The following is a 19,100-nucleotide window of genomic DNA, read 5'->3' as shown; positions in this document are numbered from 1 at the left end:
CATAAAGCACGTATTCATTACTAGCGCTCTACATGGCAGATTTCTTGGTATTATTCAAACTTCATAATGCCTTGTAAAAACATTGTTGTTTGTAATTTTATATATTGTTCAATGGTATAACGCTTTTGCAATGCCCATTTACGAAACGCCCAACTTTGGCCTTGAATCACAATTTGATTAGCAGCTAAATAAATTGCTTCGTCGCTCAAAGTTAAACTTCCAGCCTCGACACAGCCTTTTAACATGCGTTCAAAAATAGCGACCATTTCAAGTTCCTTACCCAAAATGTAATGCATTGCCTCTTTTTGCAATGACTTCGTTTCTTGATACATAATCGTAAATTCTTCAGGCATTTTATCGATCAATAAATAATATTGACGAATTGCTTCCTCCAATGCTGTAATCGTGCCATTATCAGCTGGAAATTGGGATAAGCATTTTGTTACTTCGTTGAAAATATTGTCACATACTAAAAACAGCACATCTTCTTTTGTACGGATATATTCGTACAGCGTACCGATGCTAAATCCTGCTGCTTTTGCGAGCTCGCGTGTCGTCGCGCGGTGAAAGCCTTTTTCTTTAAAGAGCTTTACACCGGCATCAACAATTTGTTGGCGTCTTTCGATAATTTTATTTCCATCTTTTATTGACGATTCTACATGCAGCTTATCTATGTTTGTCATACATTATTTCGTAATCATACGCGAAATTACAAGGCGTTGAATCTCTTGTGTGCCCTCGTAAATTTGCGTAATTTTTGCATCACGCATATAGCGCTCGACTGGGTAGTCCTTTGTATAGCCGTAACCACCAAATACTTGTACAGCTTCTGTCGTTACCTTCATCGCTGTATCCCCAGCTAATAATTTTGCCATTGCTGATGCTTTTCCATATGATAAATCATTTGATTCTAACCATGCTGCTTGATACGTCAATAAGCGAGAAGCTTCGATTTCTGTTGCCATATCCGCTAATTTAAATGATACGCCTTGGTTTGCAGTAATTGGCTTACCAAATTGTACACGCTCTTTTGCATAATCCACCGCTGCATCTAGTGCACCTTGTGCGATCCCAACTGCTTGTGCAGCAATCCCGTTACGGCCACCATCTAATGTTTTCATCGCGATAACAAAGCCTTGACCTTCTTCGCCAAGTAGGTTTTCTTTTGGTACGCGGCAGTTGTCAAAAATAATTTCTGTCGTCGGTGATGAACGGATTCCAAGCTTTTTCTCCTTTTTCCCAACAGAGAAGCCAGGGAAATCTGCCTCTACGATGAATGCCGAAGTACCATTTTTTGAATTCGGATCTGTTACAGCAAATACAACATAAATATCTGCAACGCCACCATTTGTGATGAAGATTTTTGAGCCATTTAATACGTAATCATCGCCATCTTTTACTGCGTATGTTTTCATACCACCCGCATCAGACCCTGAACCGGCCTCTGTTAAACCGTATGCTCCGATCTTTTTACCTTCTGCCATTGGACGTAGGTATTTTTGCTTTTGTTCTTCGTTACCGAATTTGAAAATCGGCCAACCTGCTAGTGAAGTATGCGCAGATAATGTTACTCCAGTTGATGCACAAACACGTGATAATTCTTCTACTGCGATACAGTATGCTAAATAGTCAAAGCCTGCGCCGCCGTACTCTTCTGGCCATGGAATTCCTGTTAAACCAAGCTCCGCCATTTTGTCAAAAATCCCGCGATCAAATTCCTCGTGCTCATCACGGTGTTCTGCAGTTGGTGCTACTTCGTTCATTGCAAAGTCGCGAATCATTTCGCGTAATTGTTGATGCTCTTCTGATAATTGAAAGTTCATTTCCCCATACCCCTTTATTGTTTTATTTTAAAGCGTTAGCCAAGTAAGTGCTTACTAATGACAATGCGCTGAATTTCGCTTGTTCCTTCGTAAATTTGCGTTACTTTAGCATCGCGGAAATAGCGCTCTACTGGGTAATCTTCGGTGTAGCCATAACCACCAAAAATTTGAACCGCTTCAATTGCTGTGTCCATTGCCGCTTGTGAGGCAAATAACTTCGCCATTGCTGCTTCCTTACCACACGGTAATCCTTCACTACGTAAATGAGCTGCACGGTAAACGAGTAGTTTGGCGGCTTCCACTGCTGTTGCCATATCGGCTACTTTAAAACCGACTGCCTGTTGCTGTGCGATTGGCTTACCGAATTGCACACGCTCTTTGGCATAATCTGTTGCCGCTTCAAGCGCTGCTTCTGCTATACCTAAGCTTTGTGCGGCAATCCCAATGCGACCAGCATCTAAATTCGCCATCGCAATTTTAAAACCTTCCCCTTCATTACCGAGTAGATTTCCAACAGGAATACGCATATTTTCGAATGTTAATTGCACTGTACGTGAACCGTGAAGCCCCATCTTTTTCTCATCTTTTCCGATAATAAATCCTGGTGTTCCTTTTTCTACAATAAATGCCGAAATTCCACGTGTCCCTGCTTCAGAATTCGTTGAAGCAAACACTATGTAAACGTCTGCCTCACCACCATTTGTAATAAACACCTTCGAGCCATCTAATACATAGTCATCGCCGTCACGGACCGCACGTGTCTTTAAAGAACCTGCATCACTACCCGCTCCTGGCTCAGTTAAGCAAAATGCACCAATAAATTCACCACTTGCAAGCTTTGGGACGTATTTTTGCTTTTGTATATCATTTCCGAAATACAAAATTGGGTTTGTTCCAACTGATGTATGTACTGATAAAATGACGCCCATTACTGCACTGACCTTCGATAGTTCATTAATCGCAATGATATACGACGTAAAATCCATTTCTGCTCCGCCGTATTCTGTAGGTACTGTAATCCCCATTAAGCCAAGCTCGCCCATTTTTTTTAGCAAATGGCGCGGAAACTCGCCCGCCTCCATTTGTTCAACAAACGGTGCAATTTCTGTTTGTGCAAAATCACGAACCATATTACGCATCATCAACTGTTCATCTGTAAATTGTAAGTTCATGCATGTGCACCTCAGCTTTCGTATACGTAGAAGCCACGACCAGATTTTTTACCTAACCAGCCAGCCGCCACATATTTACGTAGTAGTGGACAAGGGCGGTATTTACTATCGCCAAGCCCTTCATGTAAAATTTCCATGATGGATAGACATGTATCTAAGCCAATAAAGTCAGCTAATGTTAATGGTCCCATCGGATGATTCATGCCCATTTTCATGACATCATCAATTGCTTCCTTCGTCGCAACCCCTTCATAAAGCGCATAAATTGCTTCATTAATCATCGGTAATAAAATACGATTCGAAATAAAGCCTGGGAAATCATTTACTTCAACACCTGTTTTCCCTAAATGCTTCGTCATCTCTGCAACAGCCTCATAAACTTCATCCGCTGTTGCTAAACCACGAATAATTTCAACAAGCTTCATCACTGGCACCGGGTTCATAAAGTGCATACCGATTACTTTTTCAGGACGATTCGTCACTGCTGCAATTTCCGTAATTGGTAAACTTGATGTATTCGTCGCTAAAATCGTATGTGCTGGAGCAATGGTATCCAGCTGTTTGAAAATCGATTGTTTAATTTCCATATTTTCAACAGCTGCTTCAATGACAATATCCGCATCCTTTGCATCATCAATTGATGTTGATTTTGTAATGCGTGCTAGTATTTGCGATTTTTCGTCTTCTGATTTTCGCCCTTTTTCCACATCACGCGCCAGATTTTTCGTAATTGTCGCTAAACCGCGCTCATAAAATTCGTCTTTTACATCATTTAAAATGACTGTAAAACCAGCCTGAGCACATACTTGAGCAATACCTGAACCCATTTGTCCCGCGCCAATAACCATCACTTTTTTTATGTTCATTCCTTCATCCCCTTAATTTGATACTTCAATTAATACCGCATCTCCTTGACCGCCACCTGAACAAATCGCGGCAATCCCTAGGCCCCCACCGCGACGCTTTAATTCATAGGCAAGCGTTAAAATAATACGCGCGCCACTTGCACCAATTGGATGACCAAGTGCCACCGCGCCGCCATTCACATTGACTTTTTCTGCATCTAACCCTGCAATTTGATTACTAACAAGCGCTACTGCCGCAAACGCTTCGTTTATTTCAAATAAATCGATTTCCTCAAGTGACTTCCCTGTTTTCTGTAATAGCTCATTAATGACAAGCCCAGGCGTTTGCGGGAAATCCTCTGGTGCAACACCCACTTCTGCATGACCTAAAATCGTTGCGAGTATCGGGCGATTATCTTGCTTCGCTTTCTCTTCATTCATTAGTACTAACGCACATGCTCCATCATTGACACCAGGTGCATTCCCTGCCGTAATCGTACCGTCTTGACTAAAGGCTGATTTTAATTTTGCAAGCGTTTCCATTGTTGTGCCTACTCGTGGTGCTTCATCTTGTGCGACTACGATTGAGTCTCCTTTACGCTGCGGAATTTCGACTGCAACAATTTCCTCAGCAAATTTCCCTGTTTCAATTGCTTCCAAAGCCTTACTATGACTACGTACTGCCCATGCATCTTGCGCATCACGAGAGACTGTGAATTTGTTAGCGGTTTCGTTGCCGTAAATCCCCATATGCACTTGCTTTGGATGAAATGCACAAGACAAGCCATCATAAATCATGCCATCTACTAAACTCGCATCACCCATGCGTAAACCAAAGCGGCCTTTCGGCATATAGTACGGTGCATTTGACATCGATTCCATGCCACCTGCTACAATTGTCTCTTCGTCCCCTAAACGAATGAGCTGATCAGCTAACGTCACACTACGCATGCCTGATGCACATACTTTGTTAATCGTTTCTGTTTTCACAGTCCATGGGATACCTGCTTTTGTCGCTGCTTGACGAGATGGAATTTGCCCTTGTCCCGCTTGTAAAACAGTCCCCATAATCACTTCTCCGACTTCTTCTGTATCAACATTTGCCTTTGATAAAGCAGCTTGTATGGCAATACCACCTAAATCGCTTGCAGTTAATACACTTAATGCACCGCCAAATTTACCGAATGGCGTTCTTGCCCCATCTAAAATGACTGTTCTCGACAATCCATACACCCCTTTGTTTGAATATCCGAACTATTTTTATGAAAATCCCCTTTGTTTGACATCCGACTGAACGCTCGCTCAATTTGATGTTTTAAAAAAAATGAGAGTAACAAAGACTCTCATTTTTTAATTAATTTCATTGTATTAAATCCATAATTATTTCGCAACAATATTATTAGAATATACTGAAATTAATAATTTGTGCTCACTAATTCTTATTTTCTTCGTTTAATGACACATTTTCCGTTCCGATAACTTGTTGAATTTCTTCTGCAGTAGCTACTTCTTCAGAAACTACTTCTGGTTGAACAGCTGTCACTGGTTCTTCTTCTACATCAGATGCAACTTCTACTTCTTCCACTACTTCTTCAACCGGTGCCGCTTGAGGTGTACCGAATACCGCACGCTCTAATAGCTCTGCAATATCGTACGTGCCTACTGTATCCTCTACTTCCTTCGCCTTCGTACCATCTGAAAGCATTGTTAAGCAGTACGGACAGCCTGAAGAAATAACCGAAGCTTGTGTCGCGATTGCTTGCTCAGTTCGTGCAACATTAATACGGTTACCCACATGTTCTTCCATCCACATTAAACCACCACCTGCGCCACAGCACATTCCTTCTTCACGGTTACGTGCCATTTCAACAAGCTTCACACCTGGAATGCCTTTTAAAATTTCACGAGGCGGATCATAAACATCGTTGTAACGACCTAAGTAACATGAATCATGGAACACAATTGTTTCATCAACACGGTGATTCATTGTTAAACGACCAGCTTGCACTAAATCGTATAATAATTCCGTATGGTGCAGGACTTCACCTTTCCAGCCGAAATCCTGGTATTCATTTTTAAAAATATTGTATGCATGCGGATCAATTGTTACGATTTTTGTGACATTATTTTTCTCGAACTCTGCAATATTTTCCCCAGCAATTTCTTGGAATAAGAATTCATTCCCTAAGCGGCGTGGTGTATCTCCCGAGTTCTTTTCCTTGTTACCTAAAATCGCAAACTTTACACCTGCTTGGTTCATTAAACGTGCAAATGCTAGCGCAATTTTTTGTGAACGGTTGTCGAATGAACCCATAGAACCAACCCAGAATAAATATTCCATTTCTTCGCCTGACTTTTTCAGTTCTTTTACTGTAGGAATAGTAACGGTTTCATCAAGCTCACGCCAATTTTCTTTTTCTTTACGGTTTAAGCCCCACGGATTGCCTTGACGCTCGATATTTGTCATCGCGCGCTGTGCATCTGGGTTTACTTTCCCTTCTGTCATCGTTAAATAACGACGTAAATCGATAATTTTATCGACATGCTCATTCATTACTGGACATTGATCTTCACAGTTACGGCATGTTGTACAAGCCCAAATTTCTTCTTCTGTAATCACATCACCAATTAATGATGGGCTATAGATGTTTTCAATAACCGCACCTTCAGCACCAGCAGCCATTGCTAACTGATTCCCCTGTGTGTTGTTAAAGAATTGAAACGGTACCCAAGGCTTTTGCTTTGTTTCCACCGCACCAGTGAATGTTAAATGATCACGTAATTTAACGATTAAGTCCATTGGTGACAGCATTTTCCCTGTTCCTGTAGCTGGGCACATATTTGTACAACGCCCACATTCTACGCAAGAATATAAATCCAACATTTGCTTTTGCGTGAAATCTTGAACTTTCCCTACGCCAAGTGGTGGCATACTTTCTTCATCTTCTGCTTCCTCTAATGCCGCGAAGTCAATCGGACGTAATGTACCGATTCTATCTTGACGGTTGAAGTAAACATTTAAAATCGACGTAATTAAGTGGAAGTGCTTGCCTTGTGGAAGGTATACAAGGAACGACAGTAATGCTAGTAAGTGCGCCCACCACATGATGAAGAAACCTACTGCCGCAATCGTTGGACTCATCCACTGGAATATCCATGCTATGGCCGAAGCAACTGGCTCAGAACCTGATAAGCCATGGTCTTGCCAAATTAAATAAAAGCCATTCCCGAACAATGTCGCAAACATTAACACCGATAAGAATAAATATACTAAACCGTTTTTAAACCCTTGTTTCAAACGAACTAATTTTTCTAAATAACGACGGTAAAATGCGACAGCTACCGCAATTAAAATTGTTAAAACGACAATTTCCTGCGTAAATGTAAACATTGGATATAAGCCGCCTAATGGAATGTGTGAACCTGGTGCTAACCCCTTCCAAATTAAATCAATCGCACCAAGCTGCACCATTAGGAATCCATAGAAAAATAGTACGTGTACAAGACCCATCTTTTTATCTTTCAATAATTTCGATTGACCAAATACTTTTTCTACGATGTCATTAATACGCTGCGACATTTTAATATTGAATTCTTCTTTACGACCTAATTGAACATAGGCGTATCGTGTTTTTAACAAATATGCGAATAAACCAAGCGCATACGCCAACACAGCGATGAATGCAATCCAGTTAATAATTAAAAATGTATTCATACTTTCCCCCCTAGAAACCTGAATGCTAAACTGATTTGTTACTTTCCCCCAACTAATAAGCTATATTTCCATATTAATCTATAAATCTATTGTAATTATGAATGAGCATTCAGTCAACAGAATTTGTTATTAATTCTGAAAATTAAATGAATCCATAAAAAATGCTAGCTCGACAATTTTCATTGTTTAAGCTAGCAATTTTATGTTATTTAAATACATCTGCACTACGAATATATTCGACGTCCTGAATCCCTAAACGGTGATTAACAACTCGTGCAGCTGCAAATAAATAATCCGATAAACGGTTTAAATATTTTTGCACAACTGGTGAAACATCTTTAATTTCCTTCGTTAATGACACCGTTTGACGTTCAGCTCGACGTGCTACAGTACGGGCGATATGAAGCGTTGCTGCTGCTGGTGCACCACCTGGCAGAATAAAACGTTTTAATGGTGGCGCCTCATCTGAAAGTACATCAATTCGCCCTTCTAAAATAGTAATAGGTTGTTCTGTCAGCTTGTAATGGCGCTCTTTCATGACATTTGCTAAGTCGCCTCCACCGTCGAATAGCTCGTGCTGAATGGCTGTTAAATCTTTAATGACATCTTTAAACTTGTCTGGATCTAACTCTGAAATTGCTTTTCCGATAAATGAATTTAATTCATCAATCGTACCATATGCCTCGACACGTAAATGGTCTTTGTCAACACGGCCTCCAATAATACTAGTTTTCCCCGTGTCACCTTGCTTCGTATATAATTTCATAGCCTTCACCTTTCCTTCTTTCACGAATTTTGTAATTCCTTATATTTTTTTATCGCCGCTACCGTTGTTTCGAAAACACCTCGCCCAATTAATTTACCGACTTCTGTGATGGGCCCTGCGTATTGCATCTCTTGACCGTGCTGTGTTGCCGCAATGAGTAAACTATCTGTTGCGGTACTCGTTGCAATCGTTCCAGTAACAGAATCTTTAATTTGCTGATCTGCGAGCGCTTTTGTTTTTGCTTCTGTCGCGGTAATCATCGCTTGAATAAACGCTTCATCTGTCAATTTGCCGTTTATAAATACCCATGTATTAATTGTTCCAGCATGTGGCTTCTCTTCGCGTAAATAGGTTTTCGTTACATCTACACTATTACCAACACCAGCTGTTACCATAATGATAATTTCTAATTCACTTTGTGTAAATGACTGAATTTCAACACATTTTGTTTCAACAGCCGTCAGCATAACAACTGTACTCGTTGGTGCAAAATGATTTGCTACTAAAAAGTTAACCGTCTCATCTTTTACATGATATATATCATAATTTGGTGCAATGGAGCGATTTAAAAACGTATCATACCAACCAATTCCTGCATTATGGACTGCAGACGAAATTACCTTTAGTGGTGAACTGACTTTTAATTGAATGTACTCTTTTGTAATCGAAAAATCAGATACTTGAATTTGTACTTCTTTACGCTGTAATTCGTTTGTAGGTAGCATTGTAATTTGTGGCTTTGGTACTTCGGGATGTGGGTACGTTGCGATACGAGCTTTATACACATCCGCAATTTGCTCTTCCAGAATAACTTCATGTGGCAAACCAAATGCTCGCACTTCGCCGTCTTCTAAAAGTAATAATTCATCACAATATAACGAAGCTAAATTGATATCATGGAAAATCGACACAACCGTTAATCCATGCTGTTCAACTTGTAAACGAATCATATCTAAAATTTGTTTTTGATGCGCAATATCTAAATGGTTCGTTGGCTCATCAAGCAGTAGTAGCTCGGAATTTTGTGCAAGTGCCTGCGCAATAAACACTCGCTGCTGTTCACCGCCAGACAAAAACTCCAAATAATGCTCTTTGTAACCTGTAACACCGGTGCTTTCCATAGCCTGCTGTACCATGCATTCATCCTCATCCGACCAACTCGAAAAAAACCCAGTTTGATGCGGGTAACGACCTAATGAAACCGCATCATACACAAGATTTGAAAATGTACTCGCGTTTAACTGTGGTAGTACCGCCATTTTTTTTGCCAATTGCTTAACGTCATAGCTTTTAATCGGTTGGTTTTCGATCAATACTTCACCAGCAGTCGGACTAATAATGCCACTAATCATTTTTAACAATGTCGATTTCCCACTACCATTCGGACCAAGTATCCCTAAAATTCGACCTTTTTTCACGTGAAACGTCACGTTTTTCACAATGCTCTTGCCACTATAGCCACCGCTTAAGTCATTTACCTTTAACATTATGCGACACCCTTTCTACGTTGCTTGAAGAAAATATACGCAAATACTGGGGCACCTATAAATGACGTGATGACACCAATCGGCAATTCGACAGGCGCGATAATCGTACGCGACACTAAATCACAAATTACGAGCAAACTCGCACCATTTAAAAATGACAGGCTAAGCAAATGGCGATGATCAGCACCGATTACAATACGTATCATATGCGGAACAACTAACCCAACAAAACCAATCGTTCCTGATGCTGCAACCGCAGCACCCGTCAAAATCGAGCCACCTGCTAAAATCATATATTTACTGCGCTTAACATTGACCCCTAAATATTGTGCGCGCTCCTCCCCATAAATCATCGCATTTAACTCCCGACGATTCAGCCAAATAATCAACGTGCCAATTATTATAAATGGAACAACCATTCTCACATACGGCCAGCCACGCATTGACACACTGCCAAGCAACCAGCCAATAATTTCACGTAGCTGCTCACCTGTTAATGCCACCATTAATGAAATACAAGCACCTAAAAAAGAACTAAAAATAATCCCTGTTAAAATAAGTGTTTCCATTTTCATAGTACGGTCTACTAAACGGGCGAATAGGAGCACGATAACCATTGTTATAGCCGCACCTAGCATACTAAAAATCGGTAGCGTAAACGCACCCAGTACAGGTAAGGATATGCCTAAAAAAATTGTCATTACTGCACCAACTGAAGCACCTGAAGAAACGCCTAGTGTATACGGGTCAGCTAACGGGTTTTTAAGTAACCCTTGGAAAGCAGCACCCGCAATCGCAAGCGCTGCCCCAATAAGTGCCGCTAAAATAACACGTGGCATTCGGATTTTCCATAGAATGCTGTACGCAACCGGGTCTGTCGTTTTATCCCACAGAGTGGATAACGGAATATCGACCGAGCCAAATGAAATACCGAGCCACATACTACCTAATAGCAATCCAATCGATGAAAAATAAGCGATTGAATATTTACTTCTCATTAAATACCTCTGGGTAAATTGCTTCTGCGATTGATTCAATGCCTTCAACTAAACGTGGACCTTGGCGACTTGTTGTATCAGCATCAACTAATTTTACCTCGCCATTTTTCACCGCAGTCATCTCTGCATAAGCATCATTTGTTGTAATTTCCTCGATATCATTTTCATAAGTCACTAAGATGGTATCTGGATTACTGCTGACAAATTGCTCTGCACTATACATTGGCCAGCCTAGTTCTGGTACAGCATTTTCAACATTTAGCACTTCTAACATTTCATTAATAAATGTATCCTGTCCTGCCGCATAAAGATCTGGGTCTGTCCCTACAACGACGAACACAGACTTCTCTTCTAAGTCGGCTACCTTCATTTCGATTTCTTCAATGCCTTCTTTCATTGAAGCAATAATATCTTTTGCTTCTTGTACTTTATTTGTAATACGACCAATTTGTTCAATCGTCGAGTAAGTTTCTTCAAATGTTTTTGCATCTTTCACAACAAATACGGGAATCCCAACTGCTTCTAGCTGTGCAATCGCTTCCTCATTAAAACTATACATACCTGATTCGTGTGCTAATACTAAATCTGGTTCTAAAGCAATGATTTGCTCTAAGTTAAATTCCATACCGCCAACTTTTTCTTTTGTTAATGCTTCCTCTGGGTATGTGTCATTGTCAGAAACACCAATAATTTGATCATTTAAACCTAGACCAAATAATATTTCGGTATTTGATGGAACTAATGAAATAATACGTTCTGGTGCTTTTTCGATTGTAATATCTTTGCCTAGTGCATCCATTTGTGTGATTGGAAATTGTGCTGTTTCAGCAACTTCCGCGCTATCATTTGTTGACTGTTTGTCTGTTTCTTTCTCGCCGCATGCTGCTAATGATAATGATAATAATGCAACTGAAGAAAGTACTTGCCATTTTTTCATTGTAAACTTACCTCCTTAGATTTAGAAAAAGAACACATTATGATGTGCTCGTTGATTCATAAGCTCTTTAGCGCTCGTTATTTGACATAAAGAAAAGCCCCCCACTCTTATGAGAAGGAAGCCTTGTGTTTGCAAATAAAATTCAACGTAAAAAGAGAACTTATCCGCCACATCCTATCCTCGTAGGTTTACTTTGGGCATTATAAAGGCAGGTCTCCTGGCTCATGCTATAGCGTTTGTGAGCGCCTTCCCGTGTGAACAGTGGCAACGTGCTCTAAACTCGCATTTACAGTGGCGGGACCGCATCGGATTTCAACCGATTTCCCTTTTACTTCTTACTTGTTAAAAATAAGAACCTTTACAATCCATATGAAATTCATACATTTCATTATAGCGAAAAAAATCACTTTTGTATGCAATCGCATATAAATTTTCAGATAATTAACCAACAACTAAATATGGTACGTGTAATCGTCTGGAAGGACTCGGCGTAAAAATTGCTTCGTACGCTCCTCTTTTGGCTGGACAAAAATTTCATGTGGTGAGCCTTCTTCAATAACATTGCCGCCATCCATGAAAATGACGCGATTTGCTACATCTTTCGCAAAGGACATTTCATGGGTTACTACAAGCATTGTCGTTCCTTCTTTGGCAATATCCTTCATGACACTAAGTACCTCTCCAACTAGCTCGGGATCTAGTGCCGATGTTGGTTCATCAAATAAAATAATATCTGGATTTAATGCAACCGCTCGTGCAATACCAACACGTTGCTGCTGCCCACCCGATAATTGGCTTGGATAGGCATCATATTTTGCCGATAGCCCTACTTTAGCGAGTGCTTTTTTCGAAATATCATAAGCAGCATCTTTTTTCATACCACGCCCAACAATTAGCCCTTCTGCCACATTTTCAAGCGCCGTTTTATTGTTAAATAAATTATAGTTTTGGAACACAAATGCAGTTTTTTTACGAATTTCTAAAATTTCCTTTTTCGAAGCTTTATGTAAATCAACTTCGATTTCATCAAAATTTGCGCTTCCTTCATCGGCACGTTCTAAAAAGTTAATACAACGTAACAATGTCGTTTTCCCTGACCCACTTGGACCTAAAATAACGACAACGTCCCCCTTATCAATTGTTAAATTAACACCTTTTAATATTTCATTATCACCAAATGTTTTATGCACATTTTTAATTTCTAGCATCGCTTTCCCTCCTTATACCGTAGCCACCTTGTAACGGCTTAAACGTTTTTCAGACCATTTAAATAAATATTCAACTGTCATACAAACCATTAAGTAGACTATGAAAATATCAATATATGCCTCTAAATAGTTGTAACCCAAATTTGCCTCTACCTTTGCCTTTAACGTAATTTCTTGCAATGAAATCGCATAACCGAGCGACGTAGCTTTTATTAAATTTATCGTCGCTGTACAAAGATTTGGCATTGCAGCAACAAGCGCCTGTGGAATAATAATACGGCGATATGCTTGTGTTGCCGTTAAGCCAACCGATTGTGCCGCCTCAAGCTGCCCTTTTGGAACCGTTTGTAGCGCCGAACGGAATACTTCTATTAAAATAGCAGCTGTATTGAATGAGAAAATAATAAACGCATACCAAAGTGGATTCACTTCATAAATCGGATAATCAATATTATATTTCTCAAATAGACCCTTCAGTAAAAGCGGAATCGTTGCATACAGCACGAAAATTTGAATAATTACTGGTGTCCCACGCACAAATGATATATAGATTTTTGCGAAGAAATTAATGACTGGCACCTCATATACACGTGCTAGCGCTAACAAAAAGCCGAGTGGAACCGCAATAAAAAGTGAAACAACCGTTACGAGTAACGCGACCGGCACACCACTTAATGCAACAAAAAAAGTATCAAATAAAAATTGCCAGTTTATAATGTCCATATGCGTACCTCCTACGTCGTTTTAATTGGTTGTTTTCCTTTACTAAACGCTTTTTCTAAGAGTGCGAAGATCTTTTCAATTGAGATCGATAACACCCAATAAATCACCGCTAAAGCGATAAAGATTTCTAGTGTATGTGTACCATAGTTATTCGCAATAATTAAATTTGCCTTGCCCACAATATCAATAAAACCTATTGTATAAGCAAGTGCGCCTTCCTGAAGTACCGAAATTAAGCCATTCCCAAAATTCGGCAATGCAACGACTAAAGCTTGCGGGAAAATAATGCGACGATATGCTTGAAGAGGAGTTAAACCAACACTTACTGCCGCTTCAAATTGTCCTCGATCAATCGCTAAATACGACGAACGAATGACTTCTGACATCATCGCTGCAAACTGTAAGCTAAACGTCACAACAACAAAGACTCCAGTCGGAACATTTTGCAAGTAAATACCTAATAGCCCTTCTGAAAACGCTGGGATTCCGTAATACACTAAAAATAATAAAACGATGGATGGCGTACAACGAATAATCGTCGTATAGCCATTCGCGAGCCTACAAAACCATTTATTAGTACTTAACTTCGCCGCTGCAAGCACTAAGCCAAATAGAGTTCCGCATATTACTGAAAGGGCTGCGATATATAATGTAATCCATAAGTACGGTAATAAATTCGGCAATGCCGACCAAATGTATGACAAATCAAAATACTTTTCCATGTGCTCCCCACTTTCGTATGTTTGTGCTAAAAAAAGCTACTTAAGCAAAATACTTAAGCAGCTTCTTGCAGTTTAGCGATTTACTGAATCTAATACTTCGAATAAGTCTTTACCATAAAATTCTTTACTTAATTCTTTTAAAGCGTCCGTCTTTTTAATTTCTGTGATTGCTTTGTCATAGGCATCTGCAAATTCTTGCTGCTTTTTGTTGAATAGCGGCCATGTTTTAATAACGGCAAATTCGTTATAAACGACTTCATCTTTTAAGTTGTAGTATGGGCCACCCTCTGTTAATACTTGACCTGTGAATGAACCTTCGATTTGAACGCCACCATCTACACGACCTTCATTTACCCATTGCACAACATCCACTGTAAATTCTTCACCCGCTTGTAATTTTACTGGATTGTCTGGGTTTGCTTCGTTGTATTCTGCGATTACAGTATACTGTGCGTTATTCGCCGCGATTGGTGCTAGCGTATAGCCTGCTGATGCGAAATCACTTAAATTTTTAATATGTTCATTTTCTTTTTTCAATACTAAGCCAGCACTACTTAACCCTAAAAATTCTTTAGGGAAAATATATTTTTGTGTGCGTTCTTCTGTCCAGAAAGCATTTTTAACACCTGCGTGATATTTGCCTTGCTCCACGCCGATTAATAAATCATCATTAGTTGTACCAACATATTCAAATTCATAGTCTGGTAATGCCTCGTCCACTAGCTTCATTACTTCGACATCGTAGCCTGTCGGATTACCGTTTTCGTCTAAATACGTCATTGGCTTGCCTGCCTGGTCATAAGCAACTTTGACAACTGTTACGCCATCTTTACTTTCTGTTGATGATGAAGCTGAACCCGATTCTGTATCATTACCGCATGCAGCTAATAATGCTGAAGCTGCAATACTAATTGTTGCTAATTTCACAATTTGCTTGAATTTCATACAGTTACCTCTTTCTGTTTTAATTGATTTTGAATGGCTGTTTCCGCTAAACGCTTAATGGTAATGTCGTCCATTGGCGGATTATGAAGACCTGCACGTACATCACGATAATAACGCTGTAATGGATTGGAACGCTGTAGGCTTTTTGCACCGACTAAGCGCATAGCCTTGTCGACAACTTCGATTGCAGTATTTGTCACCACATGCTTCGCGATATTTACTTCATTAATAATGGCTAATTTTTTTGCCGGGTCCTTATATAACTCCGCTACACCGTAAAGCGTAAAGCGTGCTTTGGTTAACGCTAAATCCATTTCGCCAATTAATGTTTGCACATTCGGAAGCTCGGCAATTGTTCTTTGTATACTGTTCGGTGAATGCTCTGTAGCAAACTTTACGGCATAATCGCGCGCTGCCTGAGCAATACCTAAATACGTTGCTGGAATTAATAATAACCAGCCATTTAACTTAAAACCTGTAGAATAACTCGGAATTTCAACTAAAAAAGATTGCTCCACCACTACATTTTGAAGTACGAGATCATCACTACCTGTGCCACGCATTGATGCAACATCCCATGTATTTTCCACTGATACGCCTTCAGCTGTTTTAGGTACTAAGAAAAAGCCCAGATGATTATCATCTTCTACCCAAGCTGAAACTAAGAAGTAATCTAAATCAGGTGCACCGCTCGTATAATTTTTTCGTCCATTTAATACGTATCCTTCGCCTTTACGCTTTGCAGATGTTTCTGGTTTTCCGCCACGAACTGGACTGCCCATTGCAAATTCACTTACAGCACGGTTTACTGTAGCTCCATTTTTTACTTGCTCGCCAAACCATTTTAGTTTGTTTTCATCCCAATAACGATTTTCAAAAATTTCACCGACATTTTGGATCGTCCAAGAAGCTGCTAAACCAGTACTTCCACAATAGCTTGATAATGTTTCATGTAACAAAATTGTATCGTAAAGCGAAAAGCCTTCTCCGCCAAATTCTTTCGGTAATGTAATTTTTGTATAGCCAACTTCACGTAGCCTTTTAAAATTGTCAAATGGAAAAACTGCAGCTTCATCGATTTGTTGTGCCTGTTGTTTAAAGCTTTGTTCCAGTGACTCCAGTTTTGTTAACCATTCGCGTTGTTTATCTGTTTTTATAAATAATTGCTTACTCATAATGCACCACCTAATTCCAAGTTCATTACTCAGTTTTATTATTATTCTTAATAATACTTTCAGAATTTTCGGAAGTCAATAGTTATTTCCAAGTTTTTTTATAGGTATTATTAACTTTCGAGTTTTGAAGATTTTTGATAATGGAATGAACGGATTATCACTCGCTTAAACATAAGAAAAAAACATTTCACTCCAAATAGGGTAAAATGTTTTTGCATCTTTGTGGATTTCTTTGAAAAATGAGTACTATCCTAACCCAAAAAATCCCCGCGCTATTTGCAATAACAAATAGTACAGGGATTTGAGTTAATCATTACATTTTTTCTGGTGCAGATACACCGATTAATTTCAGTGCATTTGCAAGAGTTGTTTTTACCGCTGTAATTAAAGCAAGACGCGCTTCAGTTAACGCTTTGTTGTCTTGGTTTAATACTTTTTCGGCATTGTAGAAACTGTGGAATGCCGCTGCTAAGTCTTGAATGTAGTTTGCGATACGGTGCGGTGTACGGTGCTTCGCTGCATCGGCCACGATTTGTGGGAATGCGCCTACTTTTTTCAATACTTCTTCTTCTTTTTCAGCAGTTAGTAGCTCTAAGTTTTCTAAAGAGGCTTCAAAGCCCTGCTCCGCTGCAGAACGTAAAATAGATGAGATACGTGCATGTGCATATTGTGCGTAATAAACAGGGTTTTCGTTAGATTGAGAAACCGCTAAATCTAAATCGAAGTCCATATGTGAGTCGCCTGCTGTTTTTACAAAGAAGTAACGTACTGCATCTAAGCCTACTTCTTCCACTAGTTCACGCATTGTTACTGCGTTACCAGTACGTTTCGACATTTTGAATTTTTCGCCGTTTTTATATAACTGAACCATTTGGATAATATCCACTTCTAATGTGCCGCGGTCATAGCCTAAAGCTTCAATTGCGGCTTTCATACGTGGGATATACCCATGATGGTCAGCGCCCCAAATGTTCACTAATTTATTGAAACCACGTTGTAACTTATCTTCGTGGTACGCAATATCTGGTGTTAAGTAAGTGAATGAACCGTCGTTTTTAATTAAAACACGGTCTTTGTCGTCACCAAATGTCGTTGAGCGGAACCAAGTCGCCCCTTCTTCTTCAAAGACATGACCATTTTCACGTAATTTGTTTAATGCCACTTCGATTTTGCCGTTTTCGTATAAAGAAGTTTCTGAATACCAAACATCAAATTCTACGCGGAAGTTTTTAAGATCGTTTTGTAATTTTGCTAATTCTAGTTTTAAGCCGTGCTCACGGAAGAACTTGAAGCGCTCTTCATCGGATTTTTCTAAGATGGCTGCACCGAATTCTTCAGCTAATTTACCTGCGATTTCGATAATATCTGGGCCATGATAGCCGTCTTCTGGCATTTCAGCGTCCATACCTAGTGCTTGCTTGTAACGAGCCTCTAATGAATAGGCTAAATTGTTAATTTGATTACCGGCATCGTTAATATAGTATTCACGAGATACCGCGTAACCTGCGAAGTCCATTACATTACATAACGAATCCCCAACTGACGCTCCGCGCGCATGTCCTAAATGTAAGTCACCAGTTGGGTTCGCTGAAACGAACTCAACTTGTACTTTCTCGCCAGCGCCAGCATCCGTGCGACCGTAATTTTCACGTTGCTCAAATGCCGCTTTCACAACACTCGCTAAGAAATCTTTACGAACCGTAATATTCATGAAACCAGGACCAGCGATGTCAATTTTCTCGATGTCTGTTCCTTCTGTTTCCAGGTTTTCTAAAATACTTTCTGCGATTGCACGAGGTGGCTTTTTCGCTAATTTTGTTAACTGCATTGCTACGTTTGTTGCGTAGTCACCGTTTGCTTTGTCTTTTGGTGTTTCTAAATGAATGTTCACTTCTGTGCCAGCTTCTACTAAACCCGCTTTTTCAATTGCTGCAGCTAAAGCGGTTTTTATCGATTGCTGTAATTGTTCTACTGCGTTCATTACTGTACCTCCGTAAATTGAATATCTAATGTGTAACGGCCAACTGAATTGCCGCCTATAATAAGATCATATTGCGTATTAAAGCGCCCTGATACTTTTTCATTTTTTTGTACGTCAATCGCTAACTGATGTGTATCGGTAACGATTGGTAAAGAGCCAAACGGACTTTCATAATGACCATTTTCACGCATGCCAGGATTTAATGGTAAGCGCATATTGACACCACCACTTCGATTAATAAATCCACGTTTATCGTTTAATTTAATCGTTGTTTGTATTGGTAACTCTTCCTGAACTTCTTCATAGCGCAAATAATGACTTTCGCCCTTCTCAATACAGCTACCCTCTAGCCACATTTCGTATTGTTCAAGCTCGCCCTCGGTTGGAATGATCGAGGAAACTAGCTTAATTTTGACTGTTTTCCCATTCTCGTTCGCCACAGCAGTCAGCTCCTATGCATGTATTTCTATAACCTTTTTATTATAGGATAGATTGCTCGCTTTAAGCAAGACGGAAACATAATCTTTGCACATACTCGCACAACACCATGCAAAGAAAAATCTATTTCTTCCTATTTTTATGTGAGTAACTTATTATAGTAGG

At 39.7% G+C, this 19,100-nt stretch carries 17 protein-coding genes and 1 riboswitch; all 17 genes read right to left on the bottom strand.

All coding sequences use genetic code 11. The features are described from left to right. Positions 1-50: 50 nt before the first annotated feature. The 17 genes from O7776_RS02535 to O7776_RS02455 all read right to left on the bottom strand — a co-directional run bounded on the left by O7776_RS02535 (position 51) and on the right by O7776_RS02455 (position 18,937). The gene (locus O7776_RS02535; RefSeq protein ID WP_274309085.1) at positions 51-683 is read right to left on the bottom strand and encodes a TetR/AcrR family transcriptional regulator; all 633 of its coding nucleotides are present in this window, start codon (positions 681-683) and stop codon (positions 51-53) included. A gap of 3 nt (positions 684-686) precedes the next feature. After that, complete coding sequence (locus O7776_RS02530) at positions 687-1,823, bottom strand: acyl-CoA dehydrogenase (RefSeq protein ID WP_241367552.1); 1,137 nt, start codon at positions 1,821-1,823, stop codon at positions 687-689. Between the two features lie 35 nt (positions 1,824-1,858). Beyond that, on the bottom strand, positions 1,859-2,995 hold the full coding sequence (locus O7776_RS02525) for an acyl-CoA dehydrogenase (RefSeq protein ID WP_274309084.1): 1,137 nt from the start codon (positions 2,993-2,995) through the stop codon (positions 1,859-1,861). A gap of 11 nt (positions 2,996-3,006) precedes the next feature. Beyond that, positions 3,007-3,861: a 3-hydroxybutyryl-CoA dehydrogenase gene (locus O7776_RS02520; protein WP_274309083.1), complete on the bottom strand. Its 855-nt coding sequence runs from the start codon at positions 3,859-3,861 to the stop codon at positions 3,007-3,009. 12 nt (positions 3,862-3,873) lie between these two features. Beyond that, positions 3,874-5,064: an acetyl-CoA C-acetyltransferase gene (locus O7776_RS02515; RefSeq protein WP_274309082.1), complete on the bottom strand. Its 1,191-nt coding sequence runs from the start codon at positions 5,062-5,064 to the stop codon at positions 3,874-3,876. A gap of 208 nt (positions 5,065-5,272) precedes the next feature. Further along, entirely contained in the window at positions 5,273-7,555 is a 2,283-nt protein-coding gene (locus tag O7776_RS02510; protein WP_274309081.1) for a heterodisulfide reductase-related iron-sulfur binding cluster, read from the bottom strand. 205 nt (positions 7,556-7,760) lie between these two features. Beyond that, a complete protein-coding gene (locus tag O7776_RS02505; RefSeq protein WP_274309080.1) occupies positions 7,761-8,321 on the bottom strand; it encodes a cob(I)yrinic acid a,c-diamide adenosyltransferase in 561 nt (186 codons plus the stop codon). Between the two features lie 20 nt (positions 8,322-8,341). Further along, a complete protein-coding gene (locus O7776_RS02500; RefSeq protein ID WP_274309079.1) occupies positions 8,342-9,808 on the bottom strand; it encodes an adenosylcobinamide amidohydrolase in 1,467 nt (488 codons plus the stop codon). Then, the gene (locus O7776_RS02495) at positions 9,808-10,806 is read right to left on the bottom strand and encodes a FecCD family ABC transporter permease (protein ID WP_274309078.1); all 999 of its coding nucleotides are present in this window, start codon (positions 10,804-10,806) and stop codon (positions 9,808-9,810) included. The genes O7776_RS02500 and O7776_RS02495 overlap by 1 nt, the downstream gene beginning before the upstream one ends. Continuing rightward, positions 10,796-11,743: an ABC transporter substrate-binding protein gene (locus O7776_RS02490; RefSeq protein ID WP_274309077.1), complete on the bottom strand. Its 948-nt coding sequence runs from the start codon at positions 11,741-11,743 to the stop codon at positions 10,796-10,798. Before O7776_RS02490 ends, O7776_RS02495 begins: the two co-directional genes overlap by 11 nt. Before the next feature lie 190 nt (positions 11,744-11,933). Further along, positions 11,934-12,118: riboswitch (cobalamin riboswitch) on the bottom strand. A gap of 77 nt (positions 12,119-12,195) precedes the next feature. Next, entirely contained in the window at positions 12,196-12,951 is a 756-nt protein-coding gene (locus O7776_RS02485) for an amino acid ABC transporter ATP-binding protein (RefSeq protein ID WP_241367543.1), read from the bottom strand. 12 nt (positions 12,952-12,963) lie between these two features. Continuing rightward, positions 12,964-13,674, bottom strand: coding sequence for an amino acid ABC transporter permease (locus O7776_RS02480; RefSeq protein WP_274309076.1), 711 nt, complete (start codon positions 13,672-13,674; stop codon positions 12,964-12,966). Positions 13,675-13,685: 11 nt separating this feature from the next. Further along, complete coding sequence (locus O7776_RS02475) at positions 13,686-14,396, bottom strand: amino acid ABC transporter permease (RefSeq protein WP_274309075.1); 711 nt, start codon at positions 14,394-14,396, stop codon at positions 13,686-13,688. A 72-nt stretch (positions 14,397-14,468) separates the two neighbouring features. Continuing rightward, on the bottom strand, positions 14,469-15,341 hold the full coding sequence (locus O7776_RS02470) for a transporter substrate-binding domain-containing protein (RefSeq protein WP_274309074.1): 873 nt from the start codon (positions 15,339-15,341) through the stop codon (positions 14,469-14,471). Continuing rightward, entirely contained in the window at positions 15,338-16,516 is a 1,179-nt protein-coding gene (locus O7776_RS02465; RefSeq protein ID WP_274309073.1) for an acyl-CoA dehydrogenase family protein, read from the bottom strand. Before O7776_RS02465 ends, O7776_RS02470 begins: the two co-directional genes overlap by 4 nt. A gap of 313 nt (positions 16,517-16,829) precedes the next feature. Continuing rightward, a complete protein-coding gene (argS, locus tag O7776_RS02460) occupies positions 16,830-18,497 on the bottom strand; it encodes an arginine--tRNA ligase (RefSeq protein ID WP_274309072.1) in 1,668 nt (555 codons plus the stop codon). After that, on the bottom strand, positions 18,497-18,937 hold the full coding sequence (locus O7776_RS02455) for a YwiB family protein (protein WP_241367537.1): 441 nt from the start codon (positions 18,935-18,937) through the stop codon (positions 18,497-18,499). The genes argS and O7776_RS02455 overlap by 1 nt, the downstream gene beginning before the upstream one ends. Positions 18,938-19,100: the final 163 nt, after the last annotated feature.

The sequence above is a fragment of the Solibacillus daqui genome (assembly GCF_028747805.1).
In the GTDB taxonomy this organism is placed as follows: Bacteria; Bacillota; Bacilli; order Bacillales_A; family Planococcaceae; genus Solibacillus; species Solibacillus daqui.
Note: the sequence above shows the minus strand (reverse complement) of the source record. Positions and strands in the feature narration are given on the sequence as shown.